The organism is Streptantibioticus silvisoli (genome assembly GCF_027947535.2).
GTDB classification, from domain to species: Bacteria; Actinomycetota; Actinomycetes; order Streptomycetales; family Streptomycetaceae; genus Streptantibioticus_C; species Streptantibioticus_C silvisoli.
The window spans coordinates 20,546-45,461 of record NZ_JAAGKO020000038.1 but is presented as its reverse complement, the minus strand read 5'-3'; the positions used below and the strand labels follow the sequence as shown (position 1 = coordinate 45,461).

At 73.4% G+C, this 24,916-nt stretch carries 20 protein-coding genes; 10 read left to right on the top strand and 10 right to left on the bottom strand.

The features are described from left to right. Positions 1–80 precede the first annotated feature (80 nt). From POF43_RS35185 to POF43_RS23125, 4 genes are all read right to left on the bottom strand, one after another. Positions 81–173, bottom strand: coding sequence for an Ms4533A family Cys-rich leader peptide (locus POF43_RS35185; protein WP_336621908.1), 93 nt, complete (start codon positions 171–173; stop codon positions 81–83). Between the two features lie 239 nt (positions 174–412). After that, positions 413–1,459, bottom strand: coding sequence for an ABC transporter substrate-binding protein (locus tag POF43_RS23135; protein WP_271317946.1), 1,047 nt, complete (start codon positions 1,457–1,459; stop codon positions 413–415). 70 nt (positions 1,460–1,529) lie between these two features. Next, complete coding sequence (locus POF43_RS23130; RefSeq protein ID WP_271325423.1) at positions 1,530–2,408, bottom strand: ABC transporter permease; 879 nt, start codon at positions 2,406–2,408, stop codon at positions 1,530–1,532. Further along, positions 2,408–3,313, bottom strand: coding sequence for an ABC transporter ATP-binding protein (locus POF43_RS23125; protein WP_271317947.1), 906 nt, complete (start codon positions 3,311–3,313; stop codon positions 2,408–2,410). The genes POF43_RS23130 and POF43_RS23125 overlap by 1 nt, the downstream gene beginning before the upstream one ends. A 286-nt stretch (positions 3,314–3,599) precedes the next feature. On the opposite strand from POF43_RS23125, the gene POF43_RS23120 reads away from it, so the two are divergent. The 4 genes from POF43_RS23120 (at position 3,600) to POF43_RS23105 (ending at position 7,785) form a co-directional block, all read left to right on the top strand. Further along, the gene (locus tag POF43_RS23120) at positions 3,600–5,255 is read left to right on the top strand and encodes an ATP-binding protein (RefSeq protein ID WP_271324321.1); all 1,656 of its coding nucleotides are present in this window, start codon (positions 3,600–3,602) and stop codon (positions 5,253–5,255) included. Then, positions 5,252–5,941, top strand: a complete 690-nt coding sequence (locus POF43_RS23115) for a response regulator (protein WP_271316061.1) — start codon at positions 5,252–5,254, stop codon at positions 5,939–5,941. The genes POF43_RS23120 and POF43_RS23115 overlap by 4 nt, the downstream gene beginning before the upstream one ends. Before the next feature lie 438 nt (positions 5,942–6,379). After that, complete coding sequence (locus POF43_RS23110; protein WP_271316060.1) at positions 6,380–7,195, top strand: trans-aconitate 2-methyltransferase; 816 nt, start codon at positions 6,380–6,382, stop codon at positions 7,193–7,195. Then, on the top strand, positions 7,195–7,785 hold the full coding sequence (locus POF43_RS23105) for a class I SAM-dependent methyltransferase (protein WP_271316059.1): 591 nt from the start codon (positions 7,195–7,197) through the stop codon (positions 7,783–7,785). Before POF43_RS23110 ends, POF43_RS23105 begins: the two co-directional genes overlap by 1 nt. A 177-nt stretch (positions 7,786–7,962) precedes the next feature. Here POF43_RS23105 and POF43_RS23100 read toward each other — a convergent pair whose 3' ends face one another. Then, positions 7,963–8,850: an ABC transporter substrate-binding protein gene (locus POF43_RS23100; RefSeq protein WP_271324322.1), complete on the bottom strand. Its 888-nt coding sequence runs from the start codon at positions 8,848–8,850 to the stop codon at positions 7,963–7,965. Between the two features lie 174 nt (positions 8,851–9,024). Continuing rightward, positions 9,025–9,387: a winged helix-turn-helix transcriptional regulator gene (locus POF43_RS23095; protein WP_271316057.1), complete on the bottom strand. Its 363-nt coding sequence runs from the start codon at positions 9,385–9,387 to the stop codon at positions 9,025–9,027. 77 nt (positions 9,388–9,464) lie between these two features. Here POF43_RS23095 and POF43_RS23090 point away from each other — a divergent pair, with 77 nt between their 5' ends. Both POF43_RS23090 and POF43_RS23085 read left to right on the top strand, forming a co-directional pair. Continuing rightward, the gene (locus POF43_RS23090; RefSeq protein WP_271316056.1) at positions 9,465–10,088 is read left to right on the top strand and encodes a malonic semialdehyde reductase; all 624 of its coding nucleotides are present in this window, start codon (positions 9,465–9,467) and stop codon (positions 10,086–10,088) included. Between the two features lie 213 nt (positions 10,089–10,301). Next, positions 10,302–11,171, top strand: coding sequence for a class II glutamine amidotransferase (locus tag POF43_RS23085; RefSeq protein ID WP_271316055.1), 870 nt, complete (start codon positions 10,302–10,304; stop codon positions 11,169–11,171). 17 nt (positions 11,172–11,188) lie between these two features. Here POF43_RS23085 and POF43_RS23080 read toward each other — a convergent pair whose 3' ends face one another. Beyond that, the gene (locus POF43_RS23080; protein WP_271324323.1) at positions 11,189–11,614 is read right to left on the bottom strand and encodes a hypothetical protein; all 426 of its coding nucleotides are present in this window, start codon (positions 11,612–11,614) and stop codon (positions 11,189–11,191) included. A 780-nt stretch (positions 11,615–12,394) separates the two neighbouring features. Between POF43_RS23080 and POF43_RS23075 the strand changes: the two genes are divergently transcribed. Next, positions 12,395–14,827: an RICIN domain-containing protein gene (locus tag POF43_RS23075; RefSeq protein ID WP_271324097.1), complete on the top strand. Its 2,433-nt coding sequence runs from the start codon at positions 12,395–12,397 to the stop codon at positions 14,825–14,827. Between the two features lie 70 nt (positions 14,828–14,897). On the opposite strand, the gene POF43_RS23070 is transcribed toward POF43_RS23075, so the two are convergent. Further along, a complete protein-coding gene (locus POF43_RS23070) occupies positions 14,898–15,581 on the bottom strand; it encodes a G1 family glutamic endopeptidase (RefSeq protein ID WP_271324098.1) in 684 nt (227 codons plus the stop codon). 141 nt (positions 15,582–15,722) lie between these two features. Further along, a complete protein-coding gene (locus tag POF43_RS23065) occupies positions 15,723–17,570 on the bottom strand; it encodes a glycoside hydrolase family 76 protein (protein WP_308217758.1) in 1,848 nt (615 codons plus the stop codon). 518 nt (positions 17,571–18,088) lie between these two features. Here POF43_RS23065 and POF43_RS23060 point away from each other — a divergent pair. From POF43_RS23060 to POF43_RS23050, 3 genes are all read left to right on the top strand, one after another. Beyond that, positions 18,089–19,756 carry a glycoside hydrolase family 27 protein gene (locus POF43_RS23060; RefSeq protein WP_271324099.1) on the top strand — a complete coding sequence of 556 codons (1,668 nt, stop codon included), beginning with the start codon at positions 18,089–18,091 and terminating at the stop codon, positions 19,754–19,756. Between the two features lie 551 nt (positions 19,757–20,307). Then, complete coding sequence (locus tag POF43_RS23055) at positions 20,308–22,314, top strand: ATP-binding protein (protein ID WP_282704729.1); 2,007 nt, start codon at positions 20,308–20,310, stop codon at positions 22,312–22,314. Positions 22,315–22,316: 2 nt separating this feature from the next. After that, positions 22,317–23,915, top strand: coding sequence for an ABC transporter substrate-binding protein (locus tag POF43_RS23050; RefSeq protein ID WP_271323988.1), 1,599 nt, complete (start codon positions 22,317–22,319; stop codon positions 23,913–23,915). A gap of 29 nt (positions 23,916–23,944) precedes the next feature. On the opposite strand, the gene POF43_RS23045 is transcribed toward POF43_RS23050, so the two are convergent. After that, on the bottom strand, positions 23,945–24,802 hold the full coding sequence (locus POF43_RS23045) for an SGNH/GDSL hydrolase family protein (RefSeq protein WP_271323987.1): 858 nt from the start codon (positions 24,800–24,802) through the stop codon (positions 23,945–23,947). Between the last annotated feature and the right edge of the window lie 114 nt (positions 24,803–24,916).

Below are 24,916 nucleotides of genomic sequence, written 5' to 3'. Positions count from 1 at the left end.
GGCTCCACGCCCGCGCGGGGCGGTTCCGGGGCGGGCGCACGCGGGCGGGGCCGGTGGGCGGGGTCCGGAACGGGTCGGGGTCAGCGACAGTGGATGTCGGCCACGCTGTGTCCGGTCACGCCGATGAGCGCCAGCTCGATGGCGGCGCTGTCGGGGGCGAGAGGTCCGGGCACGCCCAGAAGACTGAACTATTACTTGTGGGAAGTCAAAGGGGTGCCTATGGCCGGGGCGGATGCCGCGCCACCCCCGGCGAACCGCCAACGGCCTTGCCGCACAAGCGCGTTGACCGTCACCGGCGGCCGGGACCGCCGGCCGCGGGGAGATGCGGATCACGTGGCGGCGGCCCCTCCCGGAGTCCGGAAGGGGCCGCGTCATCACCGTGGGGGGAGTTTTACCGTGGGGGGAGCCTTTTTCAGTACGCCTTCTGGACGTACTGGTTGGTGAAGGTCTTCGACAGGTCGACCTTGTGGCCCTTGACGGTCGGGTCGAAGGCGGACAGCACCTTCAGCACGGTCGAGGGGCCGTCGGAGGGCATCAGGCCGTCGGGGGAGAACATCGCCTTCTCGTTGGCCAGCGCCGTGGTGTAGACGCCCTTGCCGACACCCGCGTAGTACGACGCCGGCATCTTGGCGGTGATCTGCGCCGCGCTGTGGGTGCCGATCCAGTGCAGCGTCTGCACGAAGGCGTTGACCATCTTCTGCACGACCTGCGGGTTCTTCTGGATGTAGGCGGTCGTCATGTACAGGCAGGAGGCCGGGTAGGTGCCGCCGAGCGCGGCCTTGGTGCCGGCCACCGTGCGCATGTCGATCATCGGCTTGGCCAGGTGCTGGGCCTGGAGCACCGAGATGGTCGGCTCGGTGGTCATGCCCGCGTCGATCTGCTTGTTCTTGATCGCCGCCACGAACGTCGAACCGGCGCCGACCGACACCGAGGTGGCGTCGGAGTTCTTCAGCCCGCCGCGCGACTCCAGGTACTCGGTCAGGAAGTTGGTCGACGAGCCCAGGCCCGTCACACCGAGCTTCTTGCCCTTGAACGCGGCCGGCGAGGTGATCGACGACGCCTCGTCGGAGCGCACCATCTCCACCTCACCGGGCGCCTGGAGCAGCTGCACCACGGACTCGGTCGACTTGCCCTTGGACTGCAGGTCGATGTTGTGGTCGTAGAAGCCGACGACCGCGTCCTGCTGCCCGGCGAGCATGTCGGTCTCGGCGTCCACCCCGGCCGGCTCGTCGGAGATGACCGCGTTGATGCCCTGCGCCTTGAAGTAGCCGAGGTTCTTGGCCAGCATCACCGGCAGGTAGATCTGCTTGTCCAGCCCGCCGACCATCAGGCGCACGGTCGAGTCGCCGGCCGCGTTCTTCGGCGCGGTCTTCGCCGAGCCGCCGGAGCAGGAACTGAGCGACAGTGCCAGCGCGGTACAGGCGGCGACGGCGAGCAACGACTTCTTGACCTGCTTCATCGCGGGTCTCCTTAACGGTGGTGTCACAGGGAGGGTATTGCTGGGCAGTACGGGGGGATCGCCCGGGTGGTCACAGCCCGGCGGCGTCGCCGGACAGCTCGCTGGGCCGCCAGCGCAGCACCCGCATCTCGAACCGGGTGATCAGGAACTCCGCGATCAGCGCCAGGGCGGCGATGATGATGATGCCCGCGTACACACCGTTGGCGTTGAAGTTCTCCTGGGCCTGTTCGATCAGCTGGCCCAGGCCGGCCTGGGCACCCAGCACCTCGCCGACGATCGCGCCGATCAGCGCGAAGCCGAACGCGGCGTGCAGCGAGGCGACGATCCAGGTCATCGCGGACGGCAGCACCACCTGGGTGGTCACCCGCCACTCGGAGGCGCCGAGGATGCGGGCATTGGCGATGAAGTTGCGATCGACCTCGCGGGTGCCCTGGAAGGCGTTGAAGAAGACGGAGAAGAACACCAGCACCACGGCCAGCGCGACCTTGCCGGACGGGCCCAGGCCGAACCACATGATGAAGATCGAGCCCAGCACCACGCGCGGGATGGAGTTGCCCGCCTTGATGAACGGCGCCGCCACGTCCGCCAGCGCCCGGAACCGGCCGAGCAGGATGCCCAGCACCACGCCGGCCACGGTGCCGATCAGGAAGCCCAGCACGGTCTCCTGCATGGTGACCGCGATGTTGTGCCAGATCGAGCCGGTGGCGGTGCCCTGGGAGAACCAGGTCTTCAGCTGCGAGACCACTCCGGAGGGCGAGCCGTAGGTGAACTTGTCCAGCCAGCCCCGCTCCGCGCCGAGCTGCCAGCCGCCGATGACGACGACCACGATCAGCACCTGCGCGCCCAGGATGAGCAGCCGCCGGTTGCGGCGGCGCGAGCGGGCGGCGCGGGCCGCCGTGGCCTCGTCGGTGTCGGCGGGCCCGGGCCGGGTGAGGGTCTCGGCGGCCATCAGTGCTGTCCTTCCCCGGCCGGCCCGGAGGCCGAGCCAGCCTTCTCCAGTGCCACGCCGCCGTCGGCGGGGGCCGTGCCCGCGCTGCGGGCGTAGGCGAGTTCCACCTCGTCGCGCAGACACGTCCAGATCCGCTCGTACAGCTGCACGAACCGCGGCTGCATGCGGATCTCCTGCACCCGGCGCGGCCGGGGCAGGTCGACCGTGAAGGTGTCCTTGACGGTCCCGGGGCCGACGGTCAGTACGACGACCTTGTCGGCCAGCGCGATGGCCTCCTCCAGGTCGTGCGTGACGAACACGACCGCCGGACGCGTCATCTCCCACAGGCCCAGCAGCTCGTTCTGCACGATCTGCCGGGTCTGCACGTCCAGCGCGGAGAACGGCTCGTCCATCATCAGGATCTCGGGCTCGTTGATCAGCGTCTGCGCCAGCGCCACCCGCTTGCGCATACCGCCCGACAGCTGGTGCGGCAGCCGGTCCTCGAACCCCGACAGGCCCACCCGGCGCAGCCAGTCGCGCGCCTTGTCGATCGCCTCGCGCTTGCCCATGCCGCGAAAGCGCGGACCGGCCGCGACGTTGTCCAGCACCGAGCGCCACGGGAAGACCGCGTCCGTCTGGAACATGAACCCGACCCGCGGGTCGATGCCGGTCACCGGCTTGCCGTGGATCAGCGCCTGGCCGGCGGTGGGGGCCTCCAGGCCGGACACCAGGGACAAGGTGGTCGACTTGCCGCAGCCGGTCGGGCCGACGACGGCGCAGAACTCGCCCGGCTCCACCCGCAGGTCCAGGTCGCGCAGGGCGGTGTACACCCCGCCCGACGGCGTACGGAACCGCTTGGTCGCCGCGGCCAGTTCGATCGCCGGGACGCCGTCCGGCGGGGGAGTCCCGCCGCCCGCGTCGCGCACGGTGTCGTTCACTTCGGTCAGCACCACCTTCGGCCGGACGGGCCCGGCCGGTGCGTGTCCGCACCGGCCGCGGGCCCGGTCCGCCTTGTCGCGTGTGTCGGCCGCCGGTGCCGCGGATGTCGCCGGCACCTGACGCATGACGAATGACGGTGACCGTAGAAGCGGGCGGCGGCGCTGACGAGTCTTGCGCGCGTTTTCTGGCTTTTCCGCGTTGAAACAGCTTCAGCGCATTCTGCTCACGGTGCGGGGGTGGGCAGGGCGGGGCGACACCGTGCAGAATCGGCCAATGCGCACCTTGAGCCGTCTCACCGGCCGGCGAGGCCGGAACCGGCGGTTGTCGGCCCGCATCCTCACCAGCCAGCTGGCCATCCTCGCCCTGACCGGCATCGTCGGATTCGTCCTGCTGGCCTTCTCGCAGCGCGCGCAACTGGACCGCCAGTACGAGCAGGAGGCGGTCGCCATCGCCTCCACCACGGCCGCCGAACCGCAGATCCGCGACAGCATGGAGTACGGCGGCGGCGGGGACGTGGTGCAGGACATCGCCGAACGCATCCGGCACACCTCCGGCGCCTCCTACGTCGTCGTCACCGACCTGCGCGGCATCCGCTACTCCCACCCCAACCCGGCGCTCATCGGCAAGTCCGTCGGCCTGCCGCTGGTCATCACCGACGGCCGCGCGCACGCTGGCATCGACCACGGCACGCTGGGCCGCGCCGCCAACGGCAAGGTCCCGCTGTACGGCCCCACCGGGGAACTCGTCGGCGAGGTCTCCGTCGGCATCGAGGAGACCCAGGTCCTCACCCGGCTGTGGCAGCAACTGCCGTCCTTCGCCTTCTACGTCGGCATCGCGCTGACCGTCGGCGTCGTCACCTCCTACCTGCTGGCCCGGCGGCTGAAGCGCTCGACGTTCGGCCTGGAGCTGGAGGAGATCACCGGCCTGCTCCAGGACCGCGAGGCGATGCTGCACGGCATCCGCGAGGGCGTCATCGCCTTCGGCCCGGACGGCAGGATCACCGTCGCCAACGACGAGGCCCGCCGGCTGCTCGCCCTGGGCACCGCGCTGGGCGCCCGGCTGGAGGACCTGATGCCCGACGGGCGGCTGCGGCGCGCCCTGACCGGCGTGCTGGAGGGCCAGGACCTGACCGTGCTGACCGACAGCCACTTCCTGCTGATCAACCGCAGGCCGGTCGCGCTGCGCGGCCGCGAACTCGGCGCCGTCGTCACCGTCCGCGACCGCACCGAACTCGTCGGGCTGCTGCGCGAACTCGACTCCGTCCGCGGCCTGACCGACGCGTTGCGCTCCCAGCAGCACGAGTTCTCCAACCGCATGCACGTGCTGGCCGGGCTGCTCGAACTCGGCGAACACGAGGCCGCGTTGGAGTACGCCATGGAACTGGGCTGCGCCGAGGCGTCCCTCGCCGACCACGTGCGCGAACGCATCGGGTCCCCGCTGCTGGTCGGACTGGTCATGGCCAAGACCACGGTGGCCGCCGAACGCGGCGTGCGGCTGACGCTGAGCGACGACTCGGTCCTGGGCGAGCAGCCCGCCCACCTCGACCGGCTGCTGACCATCGTCGGCAACCTGCTGGACAACGCCGTGGACGCCGCGGCCTCCGGCGGCAGCGCACCGCCGCTGGTGCGGCTGACGCTGATCGAGTGCGCCGAACGGATCACCGTGCGCGTCGCCGACTCCGGCCCCGGGGTGCCGGAGGCCGTCCGGGCCCGGATCTTCGAGGACGGCTGGTCCACCCGCCCGGACCGCGGCACCGCCCGGCGGGGCCTGGGGCTCGCCCTGGTCCACCGGCTGGCCCAGCGGCACGGCGGCTCGGTGCACGTCAGCACCGGGCCCGGCGCGGTCTTCACCGTGACGCTGCCCACCGCCGACCCCCGCCCGGCCGGCAGCACCTCGGCCGTCCTGATCGGAAAGGGGACCGGCGCGTGATACGCACCCTCGTGGTGGAGGACGACTTCCGCGTCGGCCAGATCCACGCCGTCTGCATCGAACGCCTCGACGGCTTCGAGGTCGTCGGCCAGAGCCCCACCGTCGCCGACGCGCTGACCGCGGTCGGCGAGACCCGGGCGGACCTGCTGCTGCTGGACATCTACCTGCCCGACGGCACCGGCCTGGACGTGCTGCGCCGGCTGACCCGGGATCGCGCCGAGGCCCGGCCCGACGCCATCATGACCACCGCCGCCCGCGACGTCGCCTCGATCCGCGCGGCGATGAAACTCGGCGCCGTCGGCTACCTGGTCAAGCCCTTCACCCTGGCCGCACTCGGTGAACGCCTCACCGCCTACCGGGAGTTGAGGCAGCGGATGACCGCGATGGACGGCAGCGGCCAGCCCGACCAGTCCGACGTCGACGCGCTGTTCAGCGCCGCCCGCCCGGCGGCCCTGCCCCCGGTGCTGGCCAAGGGGCACTCCGCACCCACCCTCGCCCTGGTCCGCGACACCGTGCGCTCCGCACGCCGCGACCTGTCCGCCGCCGAGGTCGCCGAGAGCACCGGCGTCTCCCGGGCCACCGCCCAGCGCTACCTGTCGTACCTGGTCCGCGAGGGCCTGGCCAGCCTGGAACTGCGCTACGGCTCCACCGGCCGCCCGGAACACCGCTACCGCGCGGTGACGTGACGCCGCGCTGAGCTGCGCCGGGCCGGGCCGGCCGGGCTGAGCCGATCCGGGGGTGATTCCGGGGCGTTCGGAGCCGACCCGGGCCGGGCCGGGCCGATCCGGGCCGTCGGGGAGCTGACCCGATCCGGGCGGTTCGCGGTGATCCGGGCCGTCGGGGAGCTGACCCGATCCTGGCGGTCCGGGGTTGATCCGCGTCGTTCGGGGCCGACCGCCGACCGCCGACCGCCGGCCGCCGACCGCCGACCGCCGGCCCACTGACCTACCGACCGCCGACCGTCGATCCACTGACCCCGCCGGACCGCCGACCGCCGACCCGCCGGAGGCTGTATCTCGGCGTGGAGAAACTTGACGTCAAGAGATGCTGGGGTGGAGGGTGAGGGCGGCGGTACGCCGTGTCGTCGTCGGCCGCCGCGGACACCACCCGGCGAAGGGACTCTCATGACGCAGGCCAGTTGGGACCCCGGTCAGTACCTCCGCCACGAGGGCCATCGCAGCCGTCCGTTCCAGGACCTCCTGCACCGCGTCCCGCGGCTGCCGGGCCCCGCCCCGCGCATCGCCGACCTCGGCTGCGGCGCCGGCAACGTCACCGCGCTGCTCGCCGAACGCTGGCCCGCCGCCCGGATCACCGGGTTCGACACCTCCGCCGACATGCTGCACGCCGCCCGGCGGTACGCCGGCCCCACCGCCGGCGGCGGCGCCATCGACTTCCGCGAGGGCGACGCCGCCCGCTGGCTCCCGGACGAGCCGTACGACCTCGTCGTCTCCAACGCCGCCCTCCAGTGGGTGCCCAACCACCGCGAGATGATCCCGCGCTGGATCGACGGCCTCGCCCCCGGCGGCGTCCTCGCCTTCCAGGTCCCCGGCCAGGCCGGTGCCCGCAGCCACGTCCTGCTCGGCGAACTGTGCGACGGCGCCGAGTGGGCGGACCGGCTCGGCGGCCTCGGCCTGCGGCGGTCCGGCGTCAGCGACCCGGCCGGCTACCTCGACCTGCTCGCCGGCCCCGGCCGCCGCGTCGATGCCTGGGAGACCACCTACGCCCAGCTGCTCACCGGTGACAACCCGGTCCTGGACTGGGTCAAGGGCAGCGCGCTGCGCCCGGTGCTCACCGCGCTCGCCGCCGACCCGGCCGCCGCCGACCGGTTCCTCGCCCGGTACGCCGCCGCGCTCCGCGAGGCCTACCCGCCCGGCCCGCACGGCACCGTCTACCCCTTCCGGCGGGTCTTCGCCGTCGTCGCCACCGACCAGGAGAAGTGATGGACCCCGCCACCCTCGGCGCCTACGACCGCGACGCCGCCGCCTTCGCCGACGACTGGCACGGCCAGCCCGCCCCCGCTGACCTCCAGGCCGCGGTGCGCCGGTTCTTCCGCCCGGGTCCCACCGCCGACATCGGCTGCGGCGCCGGCCGCGACACCGCCTGGCTGCACGCGAACGGCTACGACCCCACCGGTTACGACGCCTCGGCCGGACTGCTCGCCGAGGCCCGCCGCCGCCACCCCGGCGTCCGGTTCGCCCCGGCCGCGCTGCCCGCGCTCGACGGCCTGCCGACCGCCGCGTTCGCCAACGTGCTGTGCGAGACGGTCATCATGCACCTGCCGCAGCCGGACCTGGCCCCCGCCCTGCTGCGCGTCATGTCGCTGCTGGTGCCCGGCGGCACCCTCTACCTGACCTGGCGCGTCACCGAAGGCGCCGACCGCCGCGACGAGCACGGCCGGCTGTACGCCGCCGTCGACGAACGCGCCGTCCGCCAGGCCCTCACCCCGGGCGTGCCGCTGCTTGACGAGGAGGTCGTCAGCGCCTCCTCCGGCAGGACCGTGCGGCGCGTGGTGGTCCGCAAGGACGGCTGACGGTCGCTCCGCCGCTCCGCCGTCGTCGCGCCGGCGCCGGGCCGCTGTCGCCCCGCCGCCCCTCCGGCACCGGGCCGACGTCACTCCGCCGCGCTGCCGCCGTCCCGCCGCCGCGCCGGTACGTACCGGGCCCCGTCACTCCGCCACCGCCGTCCGTGCCGCCCGGTCCAACGCCGCCTAGTCCAGGGCCACTTCGGGCTGCGGCACCCCGGGTGCCGGCGGCGGCAGCGCGCCGGAGCGGCGCAGGATCGCGGCGGTGCCGTGCAGTGCGGCCGGCGACATGCGCAGGTCGCGCGAGACCAGGCCGCGGTCCGCCATCGCCCGCAGCGCGGAGCGCGCGTACTCCTGCGGGACGCCCATCATCCCGGCCGCGAGCGCGGTCCAGCGTTCCGGATCACGGTGGAAGGCCGCCGCGCCGCGCAGCAGCGCCCGCAGGAAGCCGGCCGACACCTCCGGTTCCCGGCCCAGGAAGCCGGCGTGGCCGCAGACCGCGACGAACGCGAAGTCCGGCACGTGGCGGTCGACCGGTCCGAGGTCGCTGAACCCGGCGTCGCGGGCCATCTGCGGGAACGGGATCGGCTGCAACGCCGCCGTCAGCTCCCCCGAGCGCAGCATCCGCCAGCGTTCGGTGTGGTTGCCGGTGAGCACGAAACGGTAGTCCGCGGGCTGCGCGAGGCCGTGCGCCGCCAGCATCGCCTCCGCCAGATGCCGGGTGCCCTCGGCCAGTGACGTGGTGCCGACGGTGCCGCCGCGCAGGTCCGCGACCGCGCGCACCGACGGCTGCGCGACCAGGTTCAGCGGCGGCCGGTCGCACACCCCGGCCACCACCCGCAGCGGCCCGCCCGCCACCGCGTCGGCGATCGCACCCTCCGGGGTGGTCAGCGCGAACGCCACCTCACCGTCGCGCAGCGCCGCGGTGACCCGGTCGGTGACCTGGAGAACCCGGTGCTCCGTCGCGATCGCCTCGGCCGCGAGATACCCCTCGCTCTCCGCGATCCACAACGGCACGCACATGGCGGCCTGCGAGACCAGTCCGATCACCAGCCGGTACGCCGTGCCGCTCATCCGCGAGATGTCCCTTCGTCCGCCGTCCGGATCCGCGGCCAGCCTTCAGCCCCGGCGCGGCGGCGTCAAGCGGGCCCGGCACGCCGTGATCCCGAGCGCCATCCGTGGTTCCGAGCGCCGTCAGGGGCGGGAACGCGGGCGGCGCGGGTGTCGGGCCGGGGAGCTGCCGGGCCGTCAGACCTTGCCCGCGCAGGGGCCGTCGTCCATCAGGTTGCGTTCCGCCCAGCTGGTGAGCGCCTCCAGGGCCGGGAACAGCTCCTGGCCGACGGGCGTGAGCGCGTAGCTGACCGCGACCGGCGGGCCCTCGATGACCGAACGCACCAGCAGGCCGGCCGCGGCCAGCTCGCTCAGCCGTTCCGACAGCACCGAGTCGTTGATCCCGGCCAGCGCCCGCTTGATCTCGGAGAAGCTGGCCGGCCCGGCCATCAAGGTGCCCAGCAGCACCCCGTTCCACCGCTTGCCGAGGAACCGGAACGCGCGCGAGAGCGCCGCGTCGCACTTGCGGGGCTCGTGGGCTGTACCTCGTCCGGTCGGCATGGCCTCCACTCTAGCAAGGTGCTACGTTCTCTGCTGTAGCTTGTTTTTTCCAAGCAACACGGAATTAGGGAGCAGTAATGACTGTGGAAGCCACCGACGTGCCCGTGACGCGCGCACCGCTGGACGAAAAGGGCCGCTCGATCCTCTTCTACGAGGCCCGCACCGCCAACAGCTTCGCCGACACCCCGGTCACCGACGCCGAGCTGTCGCAGATCTGGGACCTGGCCAAGTGGCCGCCGACCGCCGCCAACACCCAGCCGCTGCGCGTGCTCTACGTGCGCACCCCGGAGGGCAAGGAACGCCTGGTCAAGCACATGGCCGACGGCAACAAGGCGAAGACGGCCTCCGCGCCGGCGGTCGCGGTGCTCTCCATCGACCCCGACTACCACGAGCACATCCCCACCCTCTTCCCGATGCGTCCGCAGATGAAGGACGTCTTCGCCGCGAACCCGGAGATGCGGGACGCCTCCGGCCGGTTCAGCGGTGCCCTCCAGGCCGGCTACTTCATCCTCGCCGTCCGCGCCGCCGGGCTGGTCGCCGGCCCCATGGCGGGCTACGACGCCGCCGGCATCGAGGGCGAGTTCTTCCCCGAGGGCGACCGCAAGGTCCAGCTCGTGGTCAACATCGGCCACCCGGGCGAGAACCCCTGGTTCGACCGCCTGCCGCGCCTCGACGACGAGGTCGCCCTCGACTGGGCCTGACGACTCGGGGCGGTCCCCGGCGCCCGGGGACCGCAGCCGTACGCCCGGCACCGGCTGCCACCGCGCCGGTGCGCACCGGGTGCCGCCGGGCGGGCGACCCGGACCCCGGCGGGGTGTGACGAACCGCCCGCGGTGGGCAGGCGTGAGCCGGACGGCGCCGCCGCGCGGCGCGGTCCGGCAAGGCTGTTCCGCCCGCCAGGAAGGACCCCCGCGATGTGCCGTCTGTTCGGACTGACCAGCGCCCCCGAGCGAACGCGTGCCACGTTCTGGCTGCTCGACGCGCCGGACAGCCTCAGCACGCAGAGCCACCGCGAGCCGGACGGCACCGGCCTGGGCTTCTTCGCCGCCGACGGCACCCCGCAACTGCACAAGGCGCCGATCGCCGCCTACCGGGACCGCTCCTTCGCCCAGGAGGCGCGCGACGTCACCTCCTCGACCTTCGTCGCCCACGTGCGCTTCGCCTCCACCGGCGCGCTGGAGCAGCGCAACACCCACCCTTTCTGCCAGGACGGCCGGCTCTTCGCCCACAACGGCGTCATCGAGGGCCTGGACGACCTCGACGCCGAACTCGGCGAGGACCGCGCCCGCGTCAGCGGCGACACCGACTCCGAGCGCTTCTTCGCCCTCATCAGCCGCGAGACCGCCCGGCACGGCGGCGACGTCACGGCCGGCCTCACCGCCGCCGCCCGCTGGGTCGCCCGCCACCTGCCCGTCTTCGCGCTCAACCTGGTCCTGACCACCCCGGACGGCCTGTGGGCCCTGCGCTACCCCGACACCCACGGGCTGTACGTGCTGCGCCGCGACGCCGGCGGCCACCACGGCGACCGGCACCTGGAGCACAGCGGCACCGACGGCCACCTGCGCGTGCACTCCGGCGACCTGGCCACCACCCGGTCCGTGGCCGTCGCCAGCGAGCGCATGGACGACGACCCGGGCTGGCGCTCGATGCTCCCCGGGGAACTCCTGCACGTGCCGGCCGGCCAGGACCCCGTCAGCCGGGTCGTTCTCGACGAGGAGCCGGCCCACCGCCTCACCGTGAAGGACCTGCGTCCCGAGGCCGCCGCCTCCCAGGGCGCCGCCTGACCCCGCTGGTCCGGGCGTTACTCCGCGCCGGGGCCGTCCGGGCCGCCCGCCGTGTCCGCCACGTCGGGGTCCGCGGCCGGGGTGACGTCCTCGGCGCGGAAGTCGCCCGCGGCCGGCTCCGCGCCCTCCCGGTGCGTCCCCGCCGCGTCACGGGCCGCGGCGTCCGCCGGCTCCGCCCCGGTCGCATCGGCGTCCGCCGCTTCCGCCTCCGCCGACCGGGCCGCCTTGAGCCGCAGCTCCTCGACCCGCCGGGTCAGCCGGTCCGGCGCGGTGCTGGCCCGTACCGCGATGGCCTCCGGCAGCAGCCGTCCACCGCCCGGCGACGCCGCGCCGCGCTCGTCCAGCGCACGCGTGATCGCCGCCGCCTGCACCTCACGCGCCCGTTCCGCGTCGGCAGCGGCGCGTCGCAGATCCTCGTCGTTGACCAGACGCAGCACACCCACGCCGGAGATCATCTCACGCGCCCCCGGCGGACCGGCGGACGACCGGACGCCGACCCCGGGCGCCGCCCGCGCGGAGCGTGCCGGAGCAGGCCGTCGGGCCCGCCGGCCATGGAGGCGGATCACCCCCGGGCCGCAGCGAGGCCGACAACGCCGCCTCCCCGGGCCACCCCGCCGGTGTCGCAGGCGCGGCACCACCCCACCGCCGCGCCGGGCACCCCGGCCCTGCGCCGCGCCGACGTCCCCCGACTTCCCGCCGGTCCGCCAACTCCCTTGCCCCCGAGCCCGTTCCGCCTCTCACCGCGACGGTGCCCGGTTCGCCCAGGTCGAGCCGGCGGACGAACTCGGTGATCAGCCGCTCGCAGGCCCGTTCCGCCAACAGCCGTGCCAAAGGGGCGAGTTCCTCGTTCTCCTTGGTCGTCATCGGCTCATGGTGGCTGCCGCCGGGCCCGGCCGCCAGGGAAGTCCGCGCCGCGCACCCGCCCTCGGGCCGCCGGACCGCGTCCCGGCCGTCCGCGTGCCGGCCGGCACCGCCGGCCCGGCCGGGTCCGTCGGGCCGTCGGTCGGGCCGCCCGTTCCGGGCGGTGTTTCCAACGATGTAAAGCGGGCCGCCCAACGCCTTGACCCTGTGCGGCTGGCGGTGCCTCAATAGGGGCGTTGCAACGTTGTCACGCGGTGGTCCCGGACGGGCCGGTCCCGGGGACGGACGCCCCGGTCGCGCCGGTCCGGACCGCCGCAGCCGTGCCCCCACCCCACCCCGCCTCGCCGCATGGGAGCTTCACCGTGACGCTGTCCCGCCGCAGGTTCGTCACCTCCTCCGTCCTGAGCGCCGCCGCCGTCGCGGCCGCCGCCCGGTCCGCCACCCCGGCCGCGGCCGCCACCCGCGCGGCCACCGGCGGCCTCTACCTCCAGAACGCCGCACCGCTGGCCCCGGCCGCCTTCCTGCGGCTGCCGCCCGGCGCCGTCACCGCGCAGGGCTGGCTGTCCGGACAGCTCCAGCTCCAGCTGAACGGGCTGTGCGGCCGCTACCAGGACACCTCGCACTTCCTCGACTACGGCACCACCGGCTGGGTCACCCCGGCCAACGTCGGCTGGGAGGAGGTGCCGTACTGGCTGCGCGGCTACGGCGACCTGGCCTACGTCACCGGCGACGCCACCGCGCTCAGTTCGACCGAGCGCTGGGTCACCGGCATCCTGGGCACCGCCCAGTCCGACGGCTTCTTCGGCCCCACCAGCCTGCGCACCTCGCTCAACTCCGGCCCCGACTTCTGGCCGTACCTGCCGCTGATCCAGGCGCTGCGCACCTTCCAGGAGTACAGCGGCGACAGCCGGATCGTGCCCGCGCTGACCAAGTTCTTCCAGTACATGAACGCCCAGGCCGGCTCGGTCTTCGCCTCCAGCTGGGTCTCCTACCGGCTCGCCGACGCGCTCGACAGCGTCTACTGGCTGTTCAACCGCACCGGCGACAGCTACCTGCTCACCCTCGCCGACCGCATGCACGCCAACGGCGCCAACTGGGCCGGCGGCATCCCCACCCCGCACAACGTCAACATCGCCCAGGGCTTCCGGGAGCCGGCGCTGTACGCGGTCCGGTCCGGCGACAGCTCGCTCACCCAGGCGACCTACCACAACTACACCACGGTGATGGGCACTTACGGGCAGTTCCCCGGCGGCGGGTTCGCCGGCGACGAGAACTACCGCGCCGGGTACACCGACCCCCGGCAGGGCTTCGAGACCTGCGGCATCGTGGAGTACATGGCCAGCCACGAACTGCTCACCCGGGTGACCGGCGACCCGCTGTGGGCCGACCGGTGCGAGGAGCTGGCCTTCAACTCCCTGCCGGCCGCGCTCGATCCGCAGGGCCAGGGCTGCCACTACATCACCAGCGCCAACAGCGTCGACCTCAACAACGTGGCCAAGACGCAGGGGCAGTTCGACAACACCTTCGCCATGCAGGCGTACATGGCCGGCGTCGACCAGTACCGCTGCTGCCCGCACAACTACGGCATGGGCTGGCCGTACTTCACCGAGGAGCTGTGGCTCGCCACCCCCGACAACGGTCTGGCCGCCGCGATGTACGCGCCCTGCAAGGTCACCGCCAAGGTCGCCGACGGCACCGCCGTCACCATCACCGAGACCACCAACTACCCGTTCGCCGACACCATCACGCTGAGCATCTCCACCCCGCGCGCCCTGGCCTTCCCGCTGCGGCTGCGCATCCCCGGCTGGTGCTCCGCGCCGGTCCTGCAGGTCAACGGCACCGGCGTCGCCGCCACCGCGGGCCCGGCGTTCACCGTGGTCAACCGCACCTGGAACAACGGCGACACGGTGACGCTGAAGCTGCCGCAGCAGACGTCGATCCGAACCTGGAGCACCCAGCACAACGCGGTGAGCGTCGATCACGGGCCGCTCACCTACTCGTTGAAGATCGGGGAGAACCACGTGGTCACCGGCGGGACCTCGGAGTTCCCGCAGACCGAGGTGCACGCCACCACCGCGTGGAACTACGGCCTGTCGCTGCCCGCGTCCAACCCGGCCGGCGCGCTGGCGTTCACCGCGGCCTCCGGCACGCTGCCGGCCAACCCGTTCACCCCCGACACCGCGCCGGTCTCCATCAGCGCCCCCGCCCGTGAGATCACCGCCTGGGTCGCCGACGGCGAACGCGTGGTGACCACCTTGCAGACCTCGCCCGCCCAGGCCACCGGCGCCGACCAGAAGGTCACCCTGATCCCGATGGGCGCCGCCCGGCTGCGGATCACCGCGTTCCCGACGGTGACCTCCGGCGGCACGCAGTGGACCACCGCCTGGTTCCGGATCCGCAACGTCAACAGCGGCAAGGTCCTCGGCGTCGACCAGATGTCGACGGCCGACAGCGCCAACGTGGTGCAGTTCGACGACAACGGCACCGCCGACCACCTGTGGCAGCTGGTGGACGACGGCGCCGGGCACTTCCGGGTCCGCAACAGCAACAGCGGCAAGGTCCTCGGCGTCGACCAGATGTCCACCGCCGACAGTGCCCGCGTCGTGCAGTTCGACGACAGCGGCACCGCCGACCACCTGTGGACCATGGTCGACAACGGCGACGGCAGCGTCCGCATCCGCAACGTCAACAGCGGCAAGGTGCTGGGCGTCGACCAGATGTCGACGGCGAACAGCGCGCAGGTCGTGCAGTTCGACGACAGCGGCACTGCCGACCACCTGTGGCAGCTGCTCTGACCGCACCGGTGCCCGGTCCCCGTAAGCAGGCGGGGACCGGGCACCGCCGTGTCGCGGGCCGGCCGGGGCGTCAGCCGCGGCTGACGGTGAACGCCTCGCCGCCGGTCAGCGGCGAGACCACGGTGCCGGGCGCCTCGACGGCCGTCGGCGACGAGGCGCCCAGCGGCTGGCCGTCGACCGTCGCACCGGTGAAGGACACCAGCACCGAGCCGCCCGGCGCGGTGCCGCCGCCGGTCCCGGAGGCCGGCACGTCGGTCATCACCTCGGCGCTGGACAGCTGCGCGCCGGGCAGCGATCGGTTCGCCGACTGCGACCAGCCCTTCGTGACGTCGGTGACCTTCAGCGTGAAGGTGCCGGTGCCGCCGGTGGACACCGACGCGCTGAGCCGGTCGCCGGCCGACACCGGGTTCGCGAAGTACACCGGCGCCGCCGGGTACAGCTCGTACCACGCCGACATGGATGCCACCCCGCCGGAGCACTCGGTGGAGGTGCCGGCCTGCTCAGCCGTGGCGTCCGTCATGCCGTCCAGCCCCACCCAGTACGACGCGCCGGTGCCGCCGCCCGCGCAGCTGAACGCCGGCTGGGTCCAGCTCGCGGCGACCGAGGTGTACCGGCCGCCCTGCGCGACGTAGCCGGAGCTGCCCCCGGCGGGGGCCGGCCCGCGAGCGGCGGCGTCGGCGGGCGCCACGGCGGCGGCGGCGAGCAGCGAGCAGCCGAGGACGGCGGCCGCGGTGATGCGGCGTGAACGGGACATGGGTGACTCCTCCTGGGCGGGCGGGTGGTGCCGACGGGAGTGCGCGGCAGGGGCGTTGACCGCTGCCGGTGCCACATCGTCCCGCGCGCGCCGGTACGGCGGAAGGCCCGCGGCCCGCCGCCGTACCGGTCCCGCCGCCGGCTACCCGGCGGCCAGCAGGGCGCTGAGCGCGCTGGCCTGGGTACGCCAGTCGGCGGTGTTCGGGTGGGCGCTGCTGCCCTGCCCGGACCAGCGCACCCCGAGCCGGTTGAGCGAGTCGCGGTCCGCGTTCCAGATGGAGTTCGCCTGGGTGGTGGCGAACGCGGAGTAGGCGTTGCCCGTGACGCTGTCGAGGTCTTGCAGGTAGCGCATGAACACGCCCTTGAACTGCTTGGCGTTGTCGTCGCAGTCGGTCGTCAGGGTGTCGCACGACTCGGTGAGCAGGCCCCCGGTGACCAGCGCGGAGGACGACAGGGCGGCGGAGGCCAGCGTGCGCGCCTCGCTCAGCGCGCCGGCGTCACCGGTGGCCCGGTAGATCTCCACCCCGGCCCCGATCGCCAGGCCCTGGTTGTAACTCCACACCGTCTGGCCGTTGTTGGCGCAGCCGGAGGTCAGGCCGTCGTTGACCAGACCGGAGGAGTTGATCAGGCCGCTGGACTGGAACCAGCTCCAGGCCGTCGTGGCCCGGCCGAGCCACGCGGTGTCGCCGGAGATCCGGTTGTGCAGTTCCGCGGTCATCCGGATGTACAGGGCGTTGGTCACCGCGTTCTTGTACGTCTTGCTCGCGTTCCACCACACGCCGCCGCCGCATGTGCTGCTGTCCCACAGCCCGTTGACGTGGTTGGCGATGGTGACGGCCTCGTTGAGGTATTTCTGATCGTGCGTCAGGTCGTAGGCGTCGATCCAGGCCAGCGCCCACCACTCGGTGTCGTCGGTGGCCTGGCTGATGAAGTCGCCCTGGATCGGGTCGCTGCTGCGGGCGCCGGCCGGGAACGCCACCTTGTTCACCTCGAAGGTGTGGTCGACGATCCATTCGTACTTGGTGTCGCCGGTCTGCCGCATGTAGTCGATCACGGTGGAGAGCGCGACCGCCGAGTTCCACCAACTGGAGTCCCAGTAGGCGGTGTTGGGGTCGTAGTCGTACATCAGCGCGTCGACGGCCGCCGCGTCGTGGGAGGTGGCGGGCCGTGCCCACGCGGTGCAGCTGCCGTTCTCCCCGGTGACCGCCCGGCCGCAGGCGCGCACCGCGCCGCCGTAGAGCCGTCCGAGCGTGTCGTCGGTGTTGATCTTCACCGTGGCGGTGCCGGTCGCGCCGGACGGTACCGAGACCCGGCCCTCGGACGAACCGTCCGGCCAGTCGGTGCCCTCGTCCCACGAGCGGTCCATCCACACCTCGTCGCCGGCGGCGCCGCCGGCGATCGTGGCCCACGCCATGCCGCCGGAGTCGGTGTGCAGCGAGATCGTCCGTCCGCTGAGCGTGGCGGCCGGCACCGGCTGGGTGTCGCCGGTGCCGGTGGAGTCCGCGACGCCGTCGCAGTAGGTGGCGCACACCTTGGCGTACGTCCACTGCGTGCACACGGTGCCGGCCGCGTCACCGCAGGCCCGCAGCACCGAGCGGCGGTGGTCGACGGGGTCGTACAGGTTGTACATCAGCGTCCTGGTGCCGGTCCACGTCGACGGGATGCTCGCCTGCCCCAGCAGCCCGTCCCAGGTGCTGCCACCGTCCCAGGACCGGTCGATCCACACGGAGTCGTTCGGCTGGCCGTCGTCGATGCTGGCCCAGGCCATCCCGTCGGCGTCGGAGACGTGCAGCTCGATCACCCGGCCGTTCTCCGTCACGTTCGGCACCGGGAACGTCTCCTGCTGGGCCAGCGACGGGTCGCGCGTGTCGCAGTACAGTGCGCACACCGTCGTGCTGTCCGCCGGCCGCACCGCCGCCGACGCCACCGGCTGCCCGGCCGCCATCATGGCGGCCACCAGCAGCACCATCCACCACCACGTTCGTCTCACGGGCACCCCTCGGGCTCGACTGCGTCAACGGGTGAGCCGGTACACAACGCGGAACGTCACCGAAGCGGGGACGCGTGAGGACGCGAACTGCCGCCTGCGGTTTTCCAACGTTGCAACTCCCCATTGAGACACCGTTGTCACGGTGCGTCAACACCCGGCGCACGACCGGATTCGGGGAGTCGGACGGCGGCCGCGGCGGCGCCCGCGGTGAGCTGTGGCGGGGCTCGCCGGACCGGGCCGGGGCGCGGTGATCGTGGCCTCGCCGGCGGGCGGTCGGGGGCCTCGCGGACGGCCGGCGTGCCGGGGTCGCTGCGGCCGTCGCCGCGCGGACGGGGCACAGGCGCCGTCAGGTGGCTTGAACGCCCGCGCGGGGTGCGGGGGTTGGTGTCGCCGGGGTTGACGGGGCGGTGGCGCGGTGGGAACGTCGCCAAGAGTTACGTGTGCATGACAGTCAGTCCGGCGCGCGGCACGTCGCCGGAGTCCGGGACCCCACCGACGCGGCCCACCAGGAGAGACTCATGACACCCCCCAACCGCTCCCGGCGGCGACCGGTGGCGGCGGCGCCGGTCGCCGCATCGGCCCTCGGCGCCACCGTGCGGCCGCTGAGCGCCACCGTGACGCTCTCGCTGCTGCTGGTCCTCGCCCCCGTGCTGCTGCTGTTCGCCGGCGCGCCGCAGGCCCGGGCCCTCGACAACGGCCTGGCCCGCACCCCGCCGATGGGCTGGAACGACTGGAACGCCTTCGGCTGCAACGTCACCGAGCAGTTGGTCGAGCAGACGGCCGACTACCTGGTCTCCTCCGGCCTGAAGGACGACGGCTACACCTACGTCAACATCGACGACTGCTGGATGTCCGCCAGTCGCGACGCCAACGGCAACCTGGTGCCCGACCCCGCCAAGTTCCCGGACGGCATCAGCGGTGTCGCGGCGTACGTGCACAGCAAGGGCCTCAAGCTCGGCATCTACGAAAGCGCCGGCACCGCCACCTGCGCCGGCTACCCCGGCAGCCTCAACCACGAGCAGCAGGACGCCGACAGCTTCGCCGCCTGGGGCGTGGACTACCTCAAGTACGACAATTGCAACAACCAGGGCGTGCCCTACCAGCAGCGCTACGACGCCATGCGCGACGCGCTCGCCGCCACCGGCCGGCCCATCGTCTTCAGCATGTGCGAGTGGGGCGACGACAGCGTGTGGACCTGGGGCGCCGCCACCGGCAACCTGTGGCGCACCACCGGCGACATCAACGCCTCCTTCTCCTCGATGCTGTCCAACTTCCACACCAACGTGGGCCTCGCCCAGTACGCCGGCCCCGGCGCGTGGAACGACCCGGACATGCTGGAGGTCGGCAACGGCATGTCGTTCACCGAGGACCGCTCGGAGTTCAGCCTGTGGGCCGAGATGGCCGCGCCGCTGATCTCCGGCACCGACCTGCGCTCGGCCAGTGCGGCCACCCTCTCGCTCTACGGCGACAAGGACGTCATCGCCGTCGACCAGGACTCCCTGGGCAAGCAGGGCACCGAGATCTCCTCCTCCGGCGGCCTCGACGTGCTCACCAAGCCGCTGTCCAACGGTGACGTCGCGGTCACGCTGTTCAACGAGAACTCCTCGGCGGCCACCATCTCCACCACCGCGAGCGCGGCCGGCCTGCCCGCGGCCGCCTCCTACACCCTCGACAACCTGTGGTCGCACACCAAGGCCACCACCTCCGGTGCCGTCTCCGCCACCGTCCCGGCCCACGGCACCGTCATGTACCGGATCTCCGCCGGCTCGGCCACCACCACCGGCACCACGCACCCGCTGATCGGCGCCTCCTCCAACCGGTGCGTGGACGCGTACGACAACCAGACCGCGGCCGGCACCAAGATGGAGATCTGGGACTGCGGAGGCGGCGCCAACCAGGCCGTCACCCCCACCGCGGCCGGTGAACTGCGGCTGTACAACGGCACCCAGTGCCTGGACGCGGACGGCAACGGCACGAGCGCCGGTACCGCGGTCCAGTTGTGGTCGTGCAACGGCGGCGCGAACCAGCAGTGGAAGCTGAACCCCGACGGCACCGTCACCGGTGTCCAGTCCGGCCTGTGCCTCGACGTCACCGGCGGCGACCAGGCGTCCGGCAACGTCAACGGCACCGCGCTGGAGTTGTGGACCTGCAACGGCGGCGCCAACCAGCAGTGGCGCCTGGGCTGACCCGCCCGCGCCGCACGGTGCCCCGCCCCCGGACCGGTCACGTCACGGGGGGGGGGCACCGCCGCGTTCGCACCGGGGCCGGCCCGGGGACACCGTGCGCCACAGGAGCGCCCAGTCCCCTTCCCTTTGACTGATGCCTTGTCATATGGTCGAAAAAACTTTGGCCCGTAGTACCGCACACCGGACGATCCGGTGCGCGAGGGGCCGGTGACAGGGGAGTCGTCCGGTCTCCCGCGGTCGGTGAGCCGGCCGCGGGCAGACGTACCGCGGACGACGGGGGAGCGGCCGGCGGCAACGGTGCCGGGGCCGGACACGCCGCGCGGCCGGACCGGCCGCCCGGCGGCACTCGGGGTGACGCCACCGACCGCACCGGAGCACGGACCCGCCGACGGGTCCGCCGGACGGCACGGGGGCGCGGGGGACAGGAGGACATCCGTGAGGATGAGATCAACGGGCCGTCCGGCCGGCACCGGCGCCGGCCCGGCGGGGCGCAGTCCGGCGAAGGGGCGCCGTTCGACCGTGGAACGCCGTCCGGCGGTGGCGGCCGCCCGATGACCGGCCGGCTCTACGGGCGCGGCCGCGTCGTGGAACTCGTGCGCACCGCGCTGCGCCGCCAGGGCATCCCGGACCGGCCGGCACCGGTGGTGCTGCTGTCCGGCCCGCGCGGCAGCGGCGGCACCGCGCTGCTGGACCGGATCTGGACCGAATGCGGCCAGGACTGCCTGAAGGTCCAGGTCGACCTGGCCGACGCCCAGGGCGTCGAGGACGCCGTCCTGCTGGCCATGGCCGGCCTGCTGGAACGCGTCCCCGGCATCCGGCCCATCCGCTTCCCGCGGCTGTCGCTGGCCGTCAAGGCGCTGACCTACCTCGACGACGGCGGCGGCCGCTCCGGGTTCGACGCCTACATGCGCGGATCGCGCCGGTACGCGGCCGCCCAGTCCCGGCTCGACGACTGGGCGGGCCGGGTCACCCCGCTGCTGAGCGGCCCCGAACAGCAACTGCTCGCGGTCACCGCCGCCAGGACGCTCGGCGGCGTGCTCGACGGCCTCAGCCGCCACCAGGAGAAGGCCGTCCTGGCCTGGTTCGCCCAGCGCCGCCCCGCCGCCGGCTCCGGCTACGACCCGCTGTGGGACCTGCGCACCGCCCGCGCCGACCCGTCCCCCGAGGCGGGCCGCCAGGTCGACAAAACCCTGTGCGCCGCGCTGCTGGCCGACCTGCGGGCCGACTTCAACGACGCCCGCCTGCTGCACGGCCAGCGGATGTCCAACCCGTTGCTGCTGTTCGACAACGCCGACAGCCGGGCCGGGCGCGCCCTGCTGGAGCTGGTCACCGAGACGCGGCGCGAGCACCACCGCGGCGACGGGGCGGCCGACCCCGCGGTCCTCGTCGCCGTCCGCCGCGGCCGGCTCACCGGCGCGGTGGGCCGCCCGCTCGCGGCCACCGACGAACGCCTCAGCCAACCGCCGGCCCGCCCCGCCCCGCCCGGCACCGACCACCCGGTGTGGTGGTCCCCGGTGCGCCTGACCGACCTGCGGCCCGACGACGTCGCCGAGATGTGCCGCAGCAGCGTCCTGGGCAGCGTCCGGCGCGACGCGGACTTCCTGCACGGCCTGACCGGCGGCCACCCCGCGGCGACGGCCGACCTCGTCGTGCTGCTCGAACTCCTGGGGCGCGACCGCTTCGAGGCGCACGACCTGCTCGACACCGCGCTGCCGGACCCCGCCGACCTGCCCCGGGACTGGCCCGAGCAGGACACCGGCGGCATGACCGTCCGCGACCACCTGGTCCGGCGGGTGCTGTCCGGCTTCCTGGCCGACGCGCCGGACACCCCGACCGGCCCCGTGGTGCTGCGCGACCATCCGGTGCTGTCGGCCATGACCGTCTGCGCCGCCACCCCCGGGCTGTCCGAGGGCGCCGGCCGCGCCGCGCTGCAGTACCTGCGGCGTACCGACGACGACGCCGCCTCGGTCCACGAACGCCTCACCTCCGCGCTGTGGCTGGAGCGGGACGCGGACGGCGGCGGCCCGGGTCTGCACCCGCTCGCCGCGCTGCTGCTGCGCCAGCTGGCGGCCCGCGACACCCCCCGGCAGTGGGAACGCCTCCACACCGGCCACATGACGCACTACGCGCACACCGGTGACGAACCGCTGCGCCACCTGCACCAGTTGGCGCTGGTGGAAAACCCCCAGCAGCGCAACCTGACCGCCGTCACCGGCTACCTCGACCGCTGCGCCGACGACCGGCCCACCCGCGCCTGGCTGACGCTGCTGGACCAGGTCACCGCGGCCCCCAACCGGCTGCGCACCACCATGAGCCGCGAGGCCGTCGTCACCCGGCTGGCCGGCGCGACGGCACCCGGCGACCGCCCCCGGGTCGTCGCCCGGCTGACCGTCGCCCGCTGGCTGTTCGCCGACCGCTCCTTCGACCCGGCCCACGGCCTGGCCAAGGTGATCGCCGACGAGTACGACCACCTGGCCGGACTCACCGACGGCGACAGCGAACCGCTGTACCGCGAATCCGGCCGCTACCGCCGCGTCCAACGCGAATGGGAGAACTGACCGTGGCACGTCGACCCGGTTTTCCGCGCGCCTGGTTCGGGCGCCTGACCGTCCGCGCCCGGGTGGCCGTCGCCGTCCTGTGCGCCCTCGCGCTCGCCGCGGCCGGCTTCGCCCTGTCCGGCCCGATCGCACGCCTGGCCGACCCGCCCTGCCTGCGCGGCGCGGCCACCACCGTCCTGCACGAGGGCACCAACCACGAGTGCGTGGGCATCACCGACGGCGCCTTCGTCTTCGAGCCCGGGCTCGCCGCCGTCGAGGCCGAGATCCGCACCGCCGACCAGCGCGTGGTGCGCGACCACCCGCACGACTACGTCAGCGTGGTCATGCTGCTGCCCATCTCCACCGCCCCCTCCAGCATCCTGACCATGACCAACACCGTCGAGCAGGTCCGCGGTGCCTTCGTCGCCCAGAGCCACGCCAACGACGGCAACGTCGACGGCGACGCGCCCTACATCCAGTTGCTCATCGGCAGCGACGGCTACCAGGCCAACCAGTCCGCCGCGGCCGCCGCCATCATCGAGGGCGACACCGGCCGGCACATCGCCGCCGTCGCCGGCCTCGGCCTGAGCCTGCCCGGCACCCAGGACGCCGTCGAACGGCTGACGTCCCGTCAGATACCGGTGTTCGGCGCCACCGTCACCGCCGACACCTACGACGACATCAAGGACTTCGTCCGCGTCGCCCCCGACAACGTCAACGAGGCCGAGGTCGCCCTGGACTACGTCGCGGACCGCTTCCCCCGCGCGGTGCTCGTGGAGGACGAGAACGGCGGCGACGCCTACGACGCCACGCTGGTCAAGGGGTTCCGGAGGTTCTCCGCCCGCTCCGGCCACCGCGTCGTCGACATCGAGACGTACAACACCACCGACCGCGACCGGCCGCGCCAGTCCAGCCAGGCGCTGGCGCAGGCCGAGAGCGACGTCGCCACCCGCATCAGCCAGATGAGCACCAACATCTGCGCCGCCCAGCCCGCCGTCGTGCTGTTCGCCGGCCGCGGCCGGGACCTGGCCGGACTCCTGCACTCCTTCTCCGGCGTCTGCCTGGACAAGGACATCACCATCGTCAGCGGCGACGACGTCACCAACGTGTCGATGACCGCCCAGGTGCGGCACGACCTGGGCGGCCGGGTCACCGTGGAGTACGCCGGCGTCGCCGACCCCGACGAATGGCGGGCGGCGTCCACCGGGCACCCGCCGGCCGCCGACCGCACGGCGATCAGCGACGGCGAGCAGGGCTACGCCACCTTCGCCCGGGCCTACGGCGCGCTGGCCGGCGGCCCCGGCTTCACCGGCGCGTCGCTGACCGACGGCAACACGATGATGGCCTACGACTCCGTGCTCACCGCGGTCTCCGCGATCCGGCTCACCGAGCAGGACCAGCCGCTGCCGGCCGCGGTGGCCAGCGAACTGGGCGCCCTGCAAGGCGCCCGCCGGGTCCTGGGCTCCAGCGGCGCCATCGGGTTCACCGCCGACTACCGCACCAGCGCCGTCGGCAGCAATCCGGTGGGCAAGGCCATCCCCATCCTGCGGCTGACCCCGGGCACCGGCGGCCCGCAGGTCCTCGCCCTGAAGTGGCCCGACGGCCGGCCCTCCGACTTCTGACCGGCCGCCGGACCCCGCGGTGCCCGCCGTCAGCCGATCGCGGCCTCGACCGCCCGTGCGTCGGCGGCCTCACCGGCGGCGTTGGGGTGCGCCGAGACCGCGTCGGTCGACGGCAGCAGCGGCTCGACCCAGCGGGTCGACTCGCCCTGGCAGGAGTCGTGCCCCACGCTCGCGCCGTAGGTGTCGACGTACGTCGCGCCGTTCTGCCCGGCCGCGGTGCGCAGCATCGCGTTCAGATCGAGTTCCACGCCGTTGAGGTAGGCGACGTCCGCGGTGGTGATCGGCATCTGCGAGAAGCAACTGCCGCTCTGCGGAAGGATGTCGGGGTAGCCGACGACGAAGACCCGGGCGGCGGGCGACAGCGTGTGGATGTGCTGGAGCGCGCCCGCCACGTTGGTCTCGTCCGCCGCGATCTGGTCGGCGAACTTGTTGCCGTAGGCCAGCGCGCACAGGTCGCCGCTGCCGGCCCCGGCGATCCCGTCGATCGCGCTGCACCCGGCCAGCGCGGTCAGGAACGTGCTGTTGTCGTTGCCGCCGATCCCGAGGGTGACCACCCGCGTCGACGCGGTGAGCGCGTCGAACTGCGGCGGCTGGTCGGCGAACTGGGCGGTCGTCATGTTGGAGGTGTCGGCGCCCGCGCAGCTGACGTCGCTCAGTGACAGGCCGAGCGCCGCGGCCGTCAGGTGCGGGTAGTTCTCCGCCGACTGCAAGCAGTCCAGCGGCGCGGACGGGGAGATCGGCAGGATCAGCGGCCCGGAGGTGTAGGAGTCGCCGAGGGCCACGTAGGACGCCGGGGTGTCCGCCCGGGCCGTCGCCGGTCCGGCCAGTCCGCCGGCCGCCGCCGCGGCGCACGCCGCCAGTGCGATGGCGATTCTGCGCAGGGTCATCGAATCCCTCCCGGAAACGGTGAAGTCGCTCAACGTGGGGCTGGGGCGGCTTCATCGTTGTCCGGGCGGCGCAAGGGCGCAAGTACGCCTGCGGCAACGTGCGTTGCGTCTGAT

Coding starts and splice junctions, on each gene's coding strand:
- POF43_RS23135 (WP_271317946.1), bottom strand. CDS start 1,459: ATGAAGCAGGTCAAGAAGTCGTTGCTCGCCGTCGCCGCCTGTACCGCG.
- POF43_RS23130 (WP_271325423.1), bottom strand. CDS start 2,408: ATGGCCGCCGAGACCCTCACCCGGCCCGGGCCCGCCGACACCGACGAG.
- POF43_RS23120 (WP_271324321.1), top strand. CDS start 3,600: ATGCGCACCTTGAGCCGTCTCACCGGCCGGCGAGGCCGGAACCGGCGG.
- POF43_RS23110 (WP_271316060.1), top strand. CDS start 6,380: ATGACGCAGGCCAGTTGGGACCCCGGTCAGTACCTCCGCCACGAGGGC.
- POF43_RS23105 (WP_271316059.1), top strand. CDS start 7,195: ATGGACCCCGCCACCCTCGGCGCCTACGACCGCGACGCCGCCGCCTTC.
- POF43_RS23100 (WP_271324322.1), bottom strand. CDS start 8,850: ATGAGCGGCACGGCGTACCGGCTGGTGATCGGACTGGTCTCGCAGGCC.
- POF43_RS23095 (WP_271316057.1), bottom strand. CDS start 9,387: ATGCCGACCGGACGAGGTACAGCCCACGAGCCCCGCAAGTGCGACGCG.
- POF43_RS23090 (WP_271316056.1), top strand. CDS start 9,465: ATGACTGTGGAAGCCACCGACGTGCCCGTGACGCGCGCACCGCTGGAC.
- POF43_RS23085 (WP_271316055.1), top strand. CDS start 10,302: ATGTGCCGTCTGTTCGGACTGACCAGCGCCCCCGAGCGAACGCGTGCC.
- POF43_RS23070 (WP_271324098.1), bottom strand. CDS start 15,581: ATGTCCCGTTCACGCCGCATCACCGCGGCCGCCGTCCTCGGCTGCTCG.
- POF43_RS23060 (WP_271324099.1), top strand. CDS start 18,089: ATGACACCCCCCAACCGCTCCCGGCGGCGACCGGTGGCGGCGGCGCCG.
- POF43_RS23055 (WP_282704729.1), top strand. CDS start 20,308: ATGACCGGCCGGCTCTACGGGCGCGGCCGCGTCGTGGAACTCGTGCGC.
- POF43_RS23045 (WP_271323987.1), bottom strand. CDS start 24,802: ATGACCCTGCGCAGAATCGCCATCGCACTGGCGGCGTGCGCCGCGGCG.